This window comes from Streptococcus sp. HMSC068F04 (genome assembly GCF_001837455.1).
GTDB lineage: Bacteria > Bacillota > Bacilli > Lactobacillales > Streptococcaceae > Streptococcus > Streptococcus salivarius_D.
This window is the reverse complement of record NZ_KV832485.1, coordinates 1-14,658: the sequence shown is the minus strand read 5'-3', so window position 1 is coordinate 14,658 and position 14,658 is coordinate 1. Positions and strand designations below refer to the sequence as shown.

Here is a 14,658-nt window from a genome sequence, read left to right as displayed (position 1 = left end):
ATTACTGAGTTTTAAGGCTAGTAAATTATAAGCCAAAAAGTTCATCATTACAGTCACGATAACTGAATAACCATCAGTAAGTATTATACTTTATTTTACTATTAAGTTGTTGATTTTTCACCAATAGAATATTGAAGTTTCTTTTCTCTTTAGCAAGTGTAGGAGTGTACAAAGAACCCGCATTTTTTATTTAGAGATAATTCTGTTTTTTCACCTTCAATTCATACAACCCTCTCACCGCATTGCATCCATAGATGGCCTGAGCCTGTTCCATATCTTTTAAGGTCAAGACTTTTTCTTTAAGCTTATTATCAGCAATAAGTCTTTGTCTGTAGATGCCATTTAAGAGGCCGAGGTGAACGGGTGGTGTGTAGAGTTGGTCTTTGATTTTAAGAACGATGTTACCGATAGAGGTTTCTAGGAGTTGCCCCTCATGATTATAATAAATTTGTTCGTGAGGTTCGATACTAAGGTGAGGACGGTAACTTGTTTTGAAGAAGGTATAGGGGCTATCCAACGGATGCCTTTGCTCAACTAACCTTGCTTGGCAGAAGTCATTGGATAAGTTTGTTAATTGGGTATGTTCAAACTTCAGTTCACCATCTTTTGCAAGTGACATTTTAAGACGGTAGTCTTTGTCAAGGTTTAGTGATTGGCACAGAGCTTCGACTTGATAGTGTGCTTTTTCTGCATTGAAAGGATAGTCAAAGTAGCGACTGCTCTCTTGCAAGCGTTTCATATGCTCCTCAAGAAATAGCAGTTTTCCTTGATGGACACGACCAGTTGAAATGAGATTGAATTTGGGGTTCTGACGGTATAGAACAGCAGCTTTTTGCTTGGTTTCTTCATATTCAGCTTCCCAGTTGCTATCCCAGGTAATACCTCCTCCGACACCATAGATAGCCTTGGTTCCTTCCATTTGTAGTGTCCGAATGGCCACGTTGAAAATACTAGGTCCCTTTGGTACCAAGATACCAATAGCTCCACAATAGACACCTCGAGGCTGTTTTTCAACCTTCTTAATAATCTCCATGGTTGCTATTTTGGGAGCACCTGTAATCGATCCGCATGGAAAAAGAGCTTGGAAGACATCGCTTAAACGACTATTTGGTAGGAGTTGCGTCTCAATAGTTGAAGTCATTTGCCAAACCGTAGAGTATTGTTCAACTTGGCAAAGGCTCTTGACATCTTCACTTCCTATTTTTGAAATACGATTCATGTCATTTCTAAGAAGATCGACAATCATCATATTTTCAGAGCGATTTTTCTGATCCTGAGCTAGCCATTGTGCTCGTTCGAGGTCAGTTTCAGTTGTCAAGCCACGATTGGTGGTACCTTTCATTGGACGAGTGGTCAGTCTATCACCATCTTTTTTAAAAAAGAGTTCTGGGCTTATGGAAATGATAGAGACATCATCGTGCTGAATAAAGGCATTGTAATGTGCATTTTGCTCAACAACCAATCGGTTATAGATGGCAAAGGGATCAGCTGTCAGCTTCTGTTGAAGTTGAACAGTATAATTGACCTGATAAGTATCACCCTGTCGAATATGGTGGTGTATTTGCTCAATAGCAGCCTTGTACTCCTCTGCAGAAGTTAGCTCTTGCCAAGATTTTGGTAAGGCAATTGGCTCATAAGCAAGTGGAATAGGCTCTATTTGAACAGTTTCATGAATAGTGAAGTAGAGGAGATACTCTGACATTAATGGACCAGCAATAACCTGAAATTTTGTCTCGAAGGCAGGAGCTGCTTCATAGGAAACATAACCTACTGCATAATAGCCTTCATTTTGATAGGCTTCGACTTCAGCTAAAAGGTGCTTAACTTCCTTAATGTTCTTTGTTTTTAGTTCTTTAATGGCATCAGTAAAGATTTGTCTGGCGCCAAGTTCCTTAAAATCAATAACAGTTTTCTTATGCATACTTAAAGTATAACATAAGAAGTTTCCCTCTGGTTCTTTTTCATGTTTTAATTCTCTTTCTCAAAATTTTAACTAAAAATGAACTTTTTTGACAGTTTTACATATGTTATAATAGTGGTGACTAAAAGAAGATTTCAGAGGGAAGTATGACAAAAAAAAACAATTTAAAGAAGGGTAACAGCAGTTTTTTACAAAAAAAAATGAAAAGAGGGACATCTAAAAGTAATTCATGGAAGCATCAAATGTATGAGCTAGAAATTGCCATTGCTAAAGAGTCAAGTAACAAAAAAAGAAATGAACTAATTAAAATTCATAATGGCTATATGAGTGAGTATGATAGCTTAAAGAAACAAATCATTTGGTTAGCCGTATTAGGAATTTGTTTCTTATTGGTATTGGTAGTTTTTGGTTATTATATTTGGAAAAGTTACAATAGTGAGAATATGTCTTATACATCATCTTGCCTTCAAGAGAAAGTACTGAGCACTTATAGAGCTTAGTGTTCCAATCCTAGTAAATAATAGAGTCTCTAGACAAAAGTCTAGGGATTTTTTTGTTAAAAAAGGTTTTATCAGGTTGATGTATAGTTATTAGCTATAACAATATCTAAACAAAAGGAGATAACGGTAGCTAGAAACCCATTACTTTATAGGTTATAGTCTAAAACTATATATAGAGAAAACTAATAGCAATTATACAGCCACCCATTTCTTTGGTAAGATAAGTTCAACAACAAAGAGGAGGACACAAGATGTCAACTACTATCATTGGTTTCCCACGTTTGGGTGAATTCCGCGAATTAAAATTTACAACAGAAAAATACTTTAGAAATGAAATTACTGCAGATGAACTCTTAGCAGCAGCCAAAGACTTACGTGCAAAACACTGGAATATTGTTAAAGAGAAGGGTATCAGTGAAATTCCTTCAAATGATTTTTCACATTACGATAACTTCCTTGATGCAGCTTTCCTTTTCAACGTCGTACCTGAATCTGTTCAAAACTTGGATTTGACAGATCTTGAACGTTACTTTGCTTTGGCGCGTGGTTACCAAGGTGAAAAAGGGGATGTACGTGCCCTTCCTATGAAAAAATGGTTTAACACTAACTACCATTACATCGTTCCTAAATTTGAAAAAACAACAGAAGTTAAACTTGCTGGTCACAAGATTTTTGATGAGTACCAAGAAGCTAAAGAATTGGGACTTAACACACGTCCAGTTGTCGTTGGACCATTCACTTTCCTTCAATTATCTGACTTTGAAGATGGTGTGAAAGCAGAAGACTTTGTAGACAGCTTTGTGGCAGCTTACCAAGAAGTCTTTGCAAAATTGGCAGAACTTGGTGCAACTCGTATTCAACTCGATGAGCCAGCTCTTGTTAAAGATTTGACAGCTGAAGAAAAAGCTCTCTTCTTGAACCTATACAACAAACTTTTGGCTGATAAGAAAGGTCTTGAAGTCTTGATCCAAACTTACTTTGGTGACGTTCGTGATGTCTACAATGACCTTGTGAACTTGCCAGTTGATGGTATTGGTCTTGACTTTGTTGAAGGTAAGAAAACACTTGAATTGGTTAAAGGTGGTTTCCCAGCTGATAAGACTCTCTATGCCGGTATCGTCAATGGTAAAAACATCTGGCGTAACAACTACGACAAGAGTCTTGCAATTCTTGAACAAGTTCCAGCGGAAAATGTTGTTTTGACAACATCTTGTTCACTTCTTCATGTACCATTTACAACTGCTAATGAAGAATTTGAACCAGCTATCTTGAATCACTTTGCTTTTGCGGTTGAAAAATTGGACGAATTGCGTGATTTGGATGCTATCCGCAATGGTCAAGGTGAAGAAGCCCTTGCTGCTAACAAAGAACTCTTTGCGACTGAGCGTGTTGGTGAAAATGCTGAACTTCGTGCCCGTATTGCAGGCTTGACTGAAGCTGATTATACTCGTTTGCCAGCATTTGCAGAACGTGAAGCGATTCAAAAAGATGCTTTCAAACTTCCATTGCTTCCAACAACAACTATCGGTTCATTCCCTCAAACTAAGGAAGTTCGTGCGAAACGTTTGGCTTTCCGTAAGAATGAATTGTCACAAGAAGAATACGATGCTTTCCTTGCTGAAATCACTGATGAATGGATTAAATGGCAAGAAGAAGTTGGATTTGATGTGCTTGTACACGGTGAATTCGAACGTAACGACATGGTTGAATACTTTGGTCAAAACTTGTCAGGTTACCTCTTCTCTAAAAATGGTTGGGTTCAATCATACGGTATGCGTGGGGTTAAACCACCAATCATCTGGGGTGATGTGACTCGTCTTAACCCAATCACTGTGAAATGGTCTAGCTACGCACAAAGCCGTACAGACAAACCTGTTAAAGGTATGTTGACTGGACCTGTTACTATCCTTAACTGGTCATTCCCACGTGAAGATATCTCTATCAAGGATTCAACTCTTCAAATTGCTCTTGCAATCAAAGATGAAGTTCTTGACCTTGAAGCTGCAGGCGTTAAAATTATCCAAATTGACGAAGCTGCTCTTCGCGAAAAATTGCCACTTCGTCGTAGTGACTGGTATGAAGACTACCTCGACTGGGCAATTCCAGCCTTCTGTTTGGTACACTCAACAGTAGCACCAGACACACAAATCCACACTCACATGTGTTACTCAGAATTTACAGATATCATCCCAGCTATCGACAACTTGGATGCTGACGTTATCTCATTTGAAGCTAGTCGTTCAAATCTTGAAATCTTGGATGAACTTAAAGCTCAAAACTTCCAAACAGAAGTTGGACCTGGGGTTTACGATATCCACTCACCACGTGTCCCACAAGACGGTGAAATTGACCACACTATCGAAGCAATCTTGGCTAAAGTACCAAGCGGTAAAGTATGGATCAACCCTGACTGTGGTTTGAAGACTCGCGGAATCAAAGAAACTAAAGAAAGCTTGATCAAGCTTGTAGAAGCTGCAAAAGCAGCTCGCGAAAACTTGTAAGCAGAAGTTATCATACGTTGAAGACCTTCTTCCTTAAGTGTAGAAGGTTTTCAATAGCAAATAATTTTCTAAAGATTTTTGCAAGCAGGCTATGATTAACACGTGTTTAACTCTACTTATGAAGTCAATAGGCACTTAAAACAGCTTTTGTCTTAACAAAAATCTAAAAAGAAGAAGGTATAAAATATGACAAGCCAAACACCATCACTCTCTTTTGAAGTCTTTCCACCTAATCCTGCAGTAGGTAACGAAAAAATTCTACGTGCCCTTGAGGATATGCAAGGATTGGCTCCACACTTTATCAGTGTGACAGCTAGTAATAACAAATATAATATCAAAGAGACGACGGTTCCTTTGGCAGATCATATTCAAAATGACCTAGCCATCCCAACGATTGCCCACCTTCCGGCTATCTATTTGAGTAAAGAAAAGGTTGCTGATACCTTACGTGACTTGGATGCTGTTGGTGTACACCGTATCTTAGCCCTACGTGGTGATATCATTCCTGGTGTGGAACCTCTTAAAGACTTTAGATATGCCACTGATTTGATTGAGTTTATTAAGGAAGAAGCTCCTCAATTTGATATCATCGGTGCCTGCTATCCTGAAGGGCATCCAGATTCGCCAAATCAAATCTCTGATATCCAAAACCTTAAGAAAAAGGTTGATGCAGGTTGTTCTAGCCTTGTAACTCAACTCTTCTTTGACAATGAACGTTTCTATGATTTTCAAGATAAATGTACCTTGGCTGGAATTGATGTACCAATTCATGCGGGTATTATGCCTATTTTGAATCGTAACCAAGCCCTACGTTTGCTTAAGACTTGTGAGAATATCCATTTACCACGTAAGTTCCGTGCCATTTTGGATAAGTATGAGCATGATCCTGAGTCACTTAGAGCGGCAGGTCTTGCCTATGCTATTGACCAGATTGTCGATCTTGTTACGCAAGATGTTGCAGGCGTTCACCTCTACACCATGAATAATGCAGAGACCGCTCGTCATATTCATGGAGCTACTCATTCCTTGTTTAAGCATCATTCACAAGTTAGCGCTCTATAATTAAATCATAAAACTACCACCTATAGATTAGTCTATAGGTGGTTGCTTGTTTCGAGTAGTAAAATGGGTGACTTGCTTACAATCCTAGTATTGTCGCGTATAAAAAAGACTTAGAGCTTAGCTCTAAGTCTTAAATATTATTCGCCTACGAAAGCATTGATTTCTGCTTCGATATTAGCAATTTTTTCTTTAGCATCTGCTTCAGATTCACCAACTGTAGCGATGTAGAATTTGATTTTTGGTTCTGTACCTGAAGGACGAACGGCAAACCATGAATCATCAGCCAAGATGTATTTAAGCACGTTACTTGGAGGAGTTGTCAATTTTTCAACGCCGTCAGCAGTAGTAGCTGTTTGTTCCAAGAAGTCTTCTGTCTTAGCAATGTCTGTGTTGTTGAATTGTTTAGGAGCATTGTCACGGAATTTATCCATGATTTTCTTGATTTCAGCAGCTCCGTCAACACCTGAAAGGGTAACAGAGATAGTTTTTTCTGCGAAGTAACCATATTGTTTGTAGATTTCTTCGATACCGTCTGCCAAAGTCATGCCACGTGAACGGTAGTAAGCAGCGATTTCAGCAACGATAAGAACAGCTTGGATAGCGTCTTTGTCACGTACGAATGGTTTGATGAGGTAACCGAAGCTTTCTTCGAAACCAAGCATGTAAGTGTGGTTGTGTTGTGTTTCAAATTCATGAATTTTTTCACCGATAAATTTGAAACCAGTCAAGACGTTAAACATAGTTGCGCCGTAGCTTTCTGCAATCTTAGTCACCAACTCAGTTGATACGATTGATTTACAGAGGGCAGCATTGGCAGGAAGGGTACCAGCTGTTTTGTGAGCTTCAAGAATGTATTTAGCAATGATAGCTCCGATTTGGTTACCAGAAAGGTTGAGGTAAGAACCGTCTGGTTGGCGGATTTCAACACCAAGGCGGTCAGCATCGGGATCAGTTGCAACCAATACATCAGCGTCTACTTTGCGACCAAGTTCTTCAGCAAGAGCAAATGCTTCTTGGTTTTCAGGGTTTGGAGATTTAACAGTTGAGAAGTCAGCATCTGGAACAGCTTGAGCTTCAACAACTTGAACAGCTTCAAATCCAGCTTGCGCAAGAGCACGACGTGCCAACATTTCACCAGTACCATGAAGTGGAGTGTAGACAATCTTCATGTCACGACCGTATTCATTGATTAAGTCTTGGTTGATGTTAACGCCTTTAACTTCTTTCAAGTATTCAGCGTCGACGTTTTCACCGATAACTTCAATCAAGCCGCTAGCTTTGCTTTCTTCAAGGTCAGCCAATTGCACAGTGAAAGGATTTTCGATAGCACGGATGTAGTCTGTCAATGCATCTGCATCTGCTGGTGGCATTTGTCCACCATCTTCTCCGTAAACCTTGTAACCATTAAATGGTGCAGGGTTGTGGCTGGCTGTTACCATGATACCAGCAAATGTGTGAAGATGACGTACTGCAAATGACAATTCAGGTGTTGGACGAAGGCTTTCAAATACGTAAGATTTAATACCGTGAGCTGCCAAAACTTGTGCAGATTCAAATGCAAATTCTGGAGAGAAGTGACGGCTGTCATAGGCAATAGCAACACCACGTTTTTTAGCTTCTTCCCCTTTTGAGTCAATCAATTGGGCCAAACCTTCAGTTGCTTGGCGAACAACGTAAATGTTAATGCGGTTAGTACCAGCACCAATCAATCCACGCATACCAGCTGTACCGAATTCAAGGTTGGTATAGAAGGCATCTTCTTTCGTTTTTTCATCCATTGCGACCAACTCATCATGAAGGTAAGCAGGCAATTCAGCGAAGTCGAGCCATTTTTGATAATTTTCAGTGTAAGACATAGCAATCTCCTTTATATTTTTAACCGCTTACATTATAACAAATTTTTTCAGAAAATTCTAGCGATAATTGTAAATCTTTTTAAAAAGAAAATGGTATCTAAAATGTAAATGAAAATAAAAGAGCCAAGACATATCAGTCTCGACCTAACTAATTATTTTAATCTTTCAAGTGTCGGAACGGCTGCAGTTGTGACAAGAACTGTAGCAATAACTTCAATAAGAGAGTTTGTTGTCAAAATTAAAGCAAGAAAATGTTGAAAACTACCACCATAGATGTTACCGAAGAAGATATAAATTCCCAATAGAACAAAAATGGTATTGGTCATAGACCCGACAATAGCAGCTGTCACTAAACCAGTACGATTGTGTAGCCATCGATAGACGAAGTAAGGAGTCACTCCGATTAAAATACGTGGAAACAGTGCAATAATGAGAGAATAGAGATTTCCATGTGAGACAAAGGGACTAAAGAGGAAACTTGCTGGCGTCAAAACCAATGTATTCATGGTCACACTAAAGAGGCCCATGAGGAGTCCCAAAATAGTTCCGATTCTAGGTCCATAAATGACGGAAGCGATAACAACAGGAATATGAACTAAGGTCGGTTGAATACCAGACGGAACAAATTCGAGAATGAAGGAAGTTACAAAATGAATGGTGAGCATTACTGCAAAAAAGATGGCAATTCTTGCAATAGCGGTTGATTTTTTCATAAAAATTCTCCTTAACAGTTTATAGAATAGTATCTGATTTTCGGCACTATCCATAGATTAAATGATTTACTTTTTCAATCGTAAAAGCATAGGAGTGATACTTACTGTCAAAAGTCCAGCAATAATCATTTCAGCAATCGAATTTGTTGTGAAAATGGTTGCCATCAGTGTTTTGCCACCTGCTGTGTAGAAGTTAGGGATTAGGAAGTAGATGCCAAGAAGTACGAAAAATGTATTTGTGAAAGCACCTAAAACCCCAGATAAAGTCAGACCTAGACGGTTTTGAAGTAATTTGTAGATAAAGTAAGGGAAAATACCGATTAGGATACGAGGAACGATGGCAATGACTGCAGATGCCCAAGTTCCCCCTTCAACAAAAGGACTAAAGAGATAGCTACTAACCGTATAGATAACAGTGTTTCGAATAATACTCATAATTCCCATGAAGCCACCCAAATAAGCTCCAATTTTAGGACCGTAGACGATGCTAGCGATAATAACTGGGATATGGGTTAGGGTTGGTTTGATTGGAAGTACAAAAGCAGCAAAGATGGTTTGACTAAGTACTTCGATAACAACCATAGTCGCTATCAAGAGCGCTAACTGCGCTGTTTGGTTTGCTTTATTTTTCTTATTCATCATAAACTCCTTTTTATTCTCTACAAGGCTATTTTGTTAAAGCATTGTCAATGGATTCAATAATGTCATCGATATCAGCTAAGGCACCGCGTCCCGTATCTCCACAAGCCAGTAAACCTGATTTTGGAAGAATTTCTTGGTAGCCAAGGTCATGCAAAGTATCTAAATTTTTCCTAGTCAGTGGATTTTCATACATTTTCGTATTCATTGCAGGGGCAATTAGTTTTGGGGTAGTGCTAGGTAAAGCTAAAGCAGTAGCAGTAAGCATATTATCGGCCATACCATGTGCTAATTTGGCAATGGTATTTGCTGAAGCTGGAACTACAATAAAGAGGTCAGCTTCTTTTCCTAAGTCAATATGATTAATACGTTCAGCTAATTTTTCTTCCATGACATCAGTGTGAACGGGGTTCTTCGAGAGAACTTGAAGTGTCAGAGGGGTGATAAAGGCTTGAGCAGCTTCAGTCATAATGACGTGAACATCATAACCTTTTTTCTTTAACCTGCTTGTTAGATCGGCTGCTTTATAGGCAGAAATTGATCCTGAAACAGCAAGGATGATACGTTTAGTCATGGCATATCCTTTCAAATAAGGCTCGAGCAATCGCAGATTTAGTCGTAACTTTCTCCTCGTTTTTTTCGTCAACAAGATAGGCAATATGCTGATTTGGAGTAATGTCACTCAAGTCGTTGGCAACAATAATATCAGCTTTGTTGTGTTTCAGACTTGCACGAGCAACCTCAAAAAGCTCTTCTTTACTTACATTAACTAGAAGTTTGAAGCCAATCAATTGAATATCAGGATTCCATTGTTTGACGAGGCTAATGACCTTCGGTGTTTTTTTAAGAAAAAGAACCTGATAATCAGAAGCCGATGATATCTTGCTTTCAGTGTTAGATTTATGCAAGAATTGAGCGAGATCTTCGGTGTCCTCCAGTTCAGCAAAATCCGTCATATAAATAGGAGTATAATCAGAGACTGCCATACTATGTATAAGAACATCGTGCTCTTTGACGAGTGGCTCCATCTTTTTGAGAAGACTTTCTACGTTCGTAATTTCTGTAATCTTTAGATTTTCTTTCGGTTCTGGTTTAACCGCTGTCTTGGTCGTTACTAAGGTTACTTGGTGACCCTTAGCCAAGAAAAGTTCAGCGATTTCCTTTCCTAGATAACCTGTTGAATGGTTTGTGATTCCACGTACAGCATCAATCTTTTCAGTGGTACCACCCGATGTAATCAAAATTTTCATAGTAGTATTGTACTAAAAATTGGGTCTTTAGTAAATAAAAAGTAAGTATTTTTGAGGCGTACCCCTATAAATTAAAGTTATAACGATTTATAACAAAACAAAAACCGAACATTGAAAAGTAATTAACCAAAAATAATGCGTTTTTTATCAAACTCTGATATAATAGATTCTAGAAAAATATAGAGGAGTGTCTCATGAAAACAGATATCGAAATTGCTCAAAGTGTAGAATTAAAACCAATCACTGAAGTAGTTGAAAAAGTTGGAATCGGCTTTGACGATTTGGAACTCTACGGAAAATATAAGGCAAAATTGTCATTTGATAAAATCAATGCTGTCAAAGACAATAAGCCAGGAAAATTGATTTTGGTGACAGCTATCAACCCAACACCAGCTGGTGAAGGGAAATCAACCATGTCAATTGGTCTTGCAGATGCTCTTAACAAAATTGGTAAGAAAACAATGATTGCCCTTCGTGAACCATCACTTGGTCCGGTTATGGGAATCAAAGGTGGTGCTGCAGGTGGTGGTTACGCTCAAGTGCTTCCGATGGAAGATATCAACCTCCACTTCACAGGGGATATGCACGCTATTACTACAGCAAATAATGCTTTGTCAGCCCTTCTTGACAATCATATCCACCAAGGAAATGCTCTCGGCATTGACCAACGTCGTATCATTTGGAAACGTGTGGTTGACCTTAATGACCGTGCGCTTCGTCATGTAAACGTTGGTCTTGGCGGACCACTTAATGGTATTCCACGTGAAGATGGTTTTGATATTACTGTTGCGTCTGAAATCATGGCGATTCTTTGCTTGGCTACTGATATTAATGACCTTAAAGAACGTTTGGCTAACATTGTAGTTGCCTACCGTTATGACCGTACACCTGTTTATGTACGTGATCTTGAAATTGAAGGTGCGCTTACACTTATTCTTAAAGATGCCATCAAACCTAACTTGGTACAGACAATTTATGGGACACCAGCCTTGGTACACGGTGGTCCATTTGCCAACATCGCTCACGGATGTAACTCAGTTCTAGCTACAGCTACAGCTCTTCGTTTGGCTGATTATACGATTACTGAAGCAGGTTTCGGTGCTGACCTTGGTGCTGAAAAATTCCTTGATATCAAGACTCCAAACCTCCCAACAACTCCTGATGCTGTTGTTATTGTTGCGACACTTCGTGCCCTTAAAATGCACGGTGGAGTAGCCAAAACCGACCTCTCTGAAGAAAATGTTCAGGCTGTTCGTGATGGTTTCGCAAACTTGAAACGTCATGTGGAAAACGTTCGTAAATTTGGTCTTCCAGCAGTCGTTGCTATTAACGAGTTTATTGCTGATACAGAAGATGAAATTGCAGCCCTTAAAGAACTTTGTGCAGAAATCGATGTTCCTGTTGAATTGGCTAGCGTTTGGGCTAATGGTGCTGATGGTGGTATTGACCTTGCCAACGCAGTAGTTGATGCTGTTGAAAATGGTAATGCTGACTATAAACGTCTTTATTCTGATGATGATAGCTTGGAAGCAAAAATCACTAAGATTGTTACTGAAATTTATGGTGGTAAATCAGTTGTCTTCGAGAAAAAAGCTAAGAACCAGCTCAAACAATTTGCAGAATTCGGTTGGGATAAATTGCCAGTATGTATGGCCAAAACACAATATAGCTTCTCAGATAACCAATTCTTACTTGGAGCACCAGAAGGTTTTGATATCACTATCCGTGAATTTGTTCCTAAAACAGGTGCTGGATTTATCGTAGCTCTTACAGGTGACGTCATGACTATGCCTGGTCTTCCAAAAGTACCAGCAGCCCTCAAGATGGACGTAGCTGAAGACGGAACAGCTGTTGGTTTGTTCTAAGAAGAAATATCGATATAAAACAGTACCTGTTGGTGCTGTTTTTTCGTTTCAGTTATGAAAAACTTAAGGAAAGTTTAGTAGACTAAAGCTAAATAAAATAAGATTAAAGCACTAGATGATTATGTCTATTTTAGATATAATGATAAAACTTAGTCAAAGTGTTATTTGTATCTTTGACATCAAACAAGGGAGATAATTATGATTAAAATACTACTAGTAGAAGATGATTTGAGTTTGTCGAACTCAGTTTTTGATTTTTTAGATGACTTTGCTGATGTGATGCAAGTCTTTGATGGTGATGAAGGACTCTATGAAGCTGAAAGTGGCGTCTATGATTTGATTCTTTTAGACCTTATGTTACCTGAAAAAGATGGTTTCACGGTTCTTAGAGAATTACGTGAAAAGGGTGTAACAACCCCTGTACTTATCATGACGGCTAAGGAAAGTCTAGACGATAAGGGGCACGGCTTTGAACTGGGTGCAGATGACTATCTAACCAAACCTTTCTATTTAGAAGAGTTGAAGATGCGTATTCAAGCACTTTTGAAACGATCTGGTAAATTTGACCAAAACACACTTTCTTTTGGTGATGTTCGTGTCAATCTTGCTACAAATTCAACCTTTGTGGGGGATAAAGAAGTAGAACTTCTTGGTAAAGAGTTTGATTTATTAGTTTACTTCTTACAAAATCAAAATGTCATCTTGCCTAAGTCACAAATTTTTGATCGTCTTTGGGGATTTGATAGTGATACCACAGTATCAGTTGTAGAGGTTTATGTTTCTAAAATTCGTAAGAAACTTAAAGGAACAGACTTTGCTGCCAATCTCCAAACCTTGAGAAGTGTGGGGTATATTTTGAAGAATGCTGACTAAATTTTTCAATTATCTCTTTAGGAGAATCAAGTCAGACGGATTTAAGTCGTTCATTCATTTCTTTGCTACTTTTTCTGGTATTTTCCTTATCATGACTGTCATGATTTTGCAGATTCTGAGTTATGGCGTTTATTCCAATGTGGACTCTAGTCTGAAAATGGCAGCCACTAAGACCAATTCTTATTTAGAAATGGAAATGCTAAAACGGGAACTTTTTCTGACTTCTGAGGTGGATCAAAATAATACGACAACCATTTACCAAGCCTATGATACTAAAGAGTCGACAGCTGAAACACCTGACTCGAGTGGCTCTAAAAAAGAACCTAAGAAGAAATCAAAAATTGAAGATGCCCCTCACGATTTATCTGTTGCGGCAAACACCAGTGTCTTAGTGCTTGATAAGAATGGAAAAGTCCTCAATGTCGTTGATAAATTTTCAAGCTTATCCAATTTACCAATAGATAAAAATAACATTGATGTTATCAGCAAGGGAAGTTCTCAGAATTATTTCGATCAAACGGAAAAGTATCGCCTGATCACTGAGAAAGTAGACAATAGTCTCTATCCTGATGCTAAGTATCTTGTTATTGCGATTAATACAACTCAATTGGAAGAAGCCACTGAACGTTATGTTAAGCTAATTGTCATCATGATGAGTTTCTTCTGGCTCTTATCTGTTGCGGCTAGTATGTATTTGGCCAAGTGGTCAAGACGTCCTATTCAGGAAAGCTTGGAGAAGCAGAAAGCTTTTGTTGAAAATGCTAGTCATGAGTTACGGACACCACTTGCTGTGATTCAAAACAGGTTAGAAGTTCTTTTCCGCAAGCCTGAGAGCACTATTTTAGATAATTCAGAGAATATTGCTTCAAGTCTTGACGAAGTACGTAATATGCGTCTTTTGACGACTAATCTCTTGAACTTGGCTCGTCGTGACGATGGTATTAAACCAGAAATCGAAACCTTAGAACCTGCTTTCTTTGATACAGTATTTACCAACTATGCCATGATTGCAGAAGAAAATGAGAAAGGTTTCACGGGTCAAAACCAAGTTAGTCGTCCAATCCAAACTGATAAAACGCTATTGAAACAGTTAATGACTATTTTATTTGATAATGCTATTAAATATACGGAAGATGACGGACATGTTACCTTTACTGTTCGCACTAATGACCGCCATCTTTATATTTCTGTAGCTGATAATGGTCCTGGAATATCAGATAGTGATAAGAAAAAAATCTTTGATCGATTTTATCGCGTAGATAAGGCTAGAACCAGACAAAAAGGTGGGTTTGGACTTGGCTTATCCCTAGCGCAACAAATTGTTTTAGCCCTTAAAGGAACAATTGTTGTTAAAGATAATCAACCAAAGGGAACGATTTTTGAAGTTAAGATTACCGGAGTTTAATTAATAAAGAAAACCTGCTAGGAGATAAGCTAGCAGGTTTTTTGGGCTTGAATATACAATATAAGTGCACAAT

At 38.5% G+C, this 14,658-nt stretch carries 12 protein-coding genes; 6 read left to right on the top strand and 6 right to left on the bottom strand.

From position 1 onward, the window contains the following. Positions 1-190 precede the first annotated feature (190 nt). Positions 191-1,921 (bottom strand): aminodeoxychorismate synthase component I, encoded by a 1,731-nt coding sequence (gene pabB / locus HMPREF2571_RS05105; protein ID WP_013990455.1) that lies wholly within the window; start codon positions 1,919-1,921, stop codon positions 191-193. 146 nt (positions 1,922-2,067) lie between these two features. On the opposite strand from pabB, the gene HMPREF2571_RS05100 reads away from it, so the two are divergent. The 3 genes from HMPREF2571_RS05100 (at position 2,068) to metF (ending at position 5,984) form a co-directional block, all read left to right on the top strand. Continuing rightward, positions 2,068-2,421 carry a hypothetical protein gene (locus HMPREF2571_RS05100; protein ID WP_041817209.1) on the top strand — a complete coding sequence of 118 codons (354 nt, stop codon included), beginning with the start codon at positions 2,068-2,070 and terminating at the stop codon, positions 2,419-2,421. Between the two features lie 251 nt (positions 2,422-2,672). Continuing rightward, positions 2,673-4,922, top strand: a complete 2,250-nt coding sequence (metE, locus tag HMPREF2571_RS05095) for a 5-methyltetrahydropteroyltriglutamate--homocysteine S-methyltransferase (RefSeq protein ID WP_070847337.1) — start codon at positions 2,673-2,675, stop codon at positions 4,920-4,922. 186 nt (positions 4,923-5,108) lie between these two features. Beyond that, positions 5,109-5,984, top strand: coding sequence for a methylenetetrahydrofolate reductase [NAD(P)H] (gene metF, locus HMPREF2571_RS05090; RefSeq protein WP_013990458.1), 876 nt, complete (start codon positions 5,109-5,111; stop codon positions 5,982-5,984). Positions 5,985-6,121: 137 nt separating this feature from the next. On the opposite strand, the gene HMPREF2571_RS05085 is transcribed toward metF, so the two are convergent. The 5 genes from HMPREF2571_RS05085 to HMPREF2571_RS05065 form a co-directional block, all read right to left on the bottom strand. Next, positions 6,122-7,840: a phospho-sugar mutase gene (locus HMPREF2571_RS05085; RefSeq protein ID WP_013990459.1), complete on the bottom strand. Its 1,719-nt coding sequence runs from the start codon at positions 7,838-7,840 to the stop codon at positions 6,122-6,124. A gap of 152 nt (positions 7,841-7,992) precedes the next feature. Beyond that, on the bottom strand, positions 7,993-8,553 hold the full coding sequence (locus HMPREF2571_RS05080) for an ECF transporter S component (protein WP_070847335.1): 561 nt from the start codon (positions 8,551-8,553) through the stop codon (positions 7,993-7,995). A 66-nt stretch (positions 8,554-8,619) separates the two neighbouring features. Next, positions 8,620-9,192, bottom strand: coding sequence for an ECF transporter S component (locus tag HMPREF2571_RS05075; RefSeq protein WP_070847333.1), 573 nt, complete (start codon positions 9,190-9,192; stop codon positions 8,620-8,622). A 28-nt stretch (positions 9,193-9,220) separates the two neighbouring features. Further along, positions 9,221-9,766: a phosphopantothenoylcysteine decarboxylase gene (gene coaC, locus HMPREF2571_RS05070; RefSeq protein WP_070847331.1), complete on the bottom strand. Its 546-nt coding sequence runs from the start codon at positions 9,764-9,766 to the stop codon at positions 9,221-9,223. Then, the gene (locus HMPREF2571_RS05065) at positions 9,759-10,442 is read right to left on the bottom strand and encodes a phosphopantothenate--cysteine ligase (protein WP_022496696.1); all 684 of its coding nucleotides are present in this window, start codon (positions 10,440-10,442) and stop codon (positions 9,759-9,761) included. The genes coaC and HMPREF2571_RS05065 overlap by 8 nt, the downstream gene beginning before the upstream one ends. Before the next feature lie 194 nt (positions 10,443-10,636). Here HMPREF2571_RS05065 and HMPREF2571_RS05060 point away from each other — a divergent pair, with 194 nt between their 5' ends. The 3 genes from HMPREF2571_RS05060 to HMPREF2571_RS05050 all read left to right on the top strand — a co-directional run bounded on the left by HMPREF2571_RS05060 (position 10,637) and on the right by HMPREF2571_RS05050 (position 14,585). Beyond that, a complete protein-coding gene (locus HMPREF2571_RS05060) occupies positions 10,637-12,307 on the top strand; it encodes a formate--tetrahydrofolate ligase (RefSeq protein ID WP_070847328.1) in 1,671 nt (556 codons plus the stop codon). Between the two features lie 198 nt (positions 12,308-12,505). Continuing rightward, positions 12,506-13,180 (top strand): response regulator transcription factor, encoded by a 675-nt coding sequence (locus HMPREF2571_RS05055; RefSeq protein WP_002891134.1) that lies wholly within the window; start codon positions 12,506-12,508, stop codon positions 13,178-13,180. After that, positions 13,170-14,585: a sensor histidine kinase gene (locus HMPREF2571_RS05050; protein ID WP_070847326.1), complete on the top strand. Its 1,416-nt coding sequence runs from the start codon at positions 13,170-13,172 to the stop codon at positions 14,583-14,585. Before HMPREF2571_RS05055 ends, HMPREF2571_RS05050 begins: the two co-directional genes overlap by 11 nt. The last annotated feature ends 73 nt before the right edge of the window (positions 14,586-14,658 follow it).

Coding starts and splice junctions, on each gene's coding strand:
- pabB (WP_013990455.1), bottom strand. CDS start 1,921: ATGCATAAGAAAACTGTTATTGATTTTAAGGAACTTGGCGCCAGACAA.
- HMPREF2571_RS05100 (WP_041817209.1), top strand. CDS start 2,068: ATGACAAAAAAAAACAATTTAAAGAAGGGTAACAGCAGTTTTTTACAA.
- metE (WP_070847337.1), top strand. CDS start 2,673: ATGTCAACTACTATCATTGGTTTCCCACGTTTGGGTGAATTCCGCGAA.
- metF (WP_013990458.1), top strand. CDS start 5,109: ATGACAAGCCAAACACCATCACTCTCTTTTGAAGTCTTTCCACCTAAT.
- HMPREF2571_RS05085 (WP_013990459.1), bottom strand. CDS start 7,840: ATGTCTTACACTGAAAATTATCAAAAATGGCTCGACTTCGCTGAATTG.
- HMPREF2571_RS05080 (WP_070847335.1), bottom strand. CDS start 8,553: ATGAAAAAATCAACCGCTATTGCAAGAATTGCCATCTTTTTTGCAGTA.
- HMPREF2571_RS05075 (WP_070847333.1), bottom strand. CDS start 9,192: ATGAATAAGAAAAATAAAGCAAACCAAACAGCGCAGTTAGCGCTCTTG.
- coaC (WP_070847331.1), bottom strand. CDS start 9,766: ATGACTAAACGTATCATCCTTGCTGTTTCAGGATCAATTTCTGCCTAT.
- HMPREF2571_RS05065 (WP_022496696.1), bottom strand. CDS start 10,442: ATGAAAATTTTGATTACATCGGGTGGTACCACTGAAAAGATTGATGCT.
- HMPREF2571_RS05060 (WP_070847328.1), top strand. CDS start 10,637: ATGAAAACAGATATCGAAATTGCTCAAAGTGTAGAATTAAAACCAATC.
- HMPREF2571_RS05055 (WP_002891134.1), top strand. CDS start 12,506: ATGATTAAAATACTACTAGTAGAAGATGATTTGAGTTTGTCGAACTCA.
- HMPREF2571_RS05050 (WP_070847326.1), top strand. CDS start 13,170: ATGCTGACTAAATTTTTCAATTATCTCTTTAGGAGAATCAAGTCAGAC.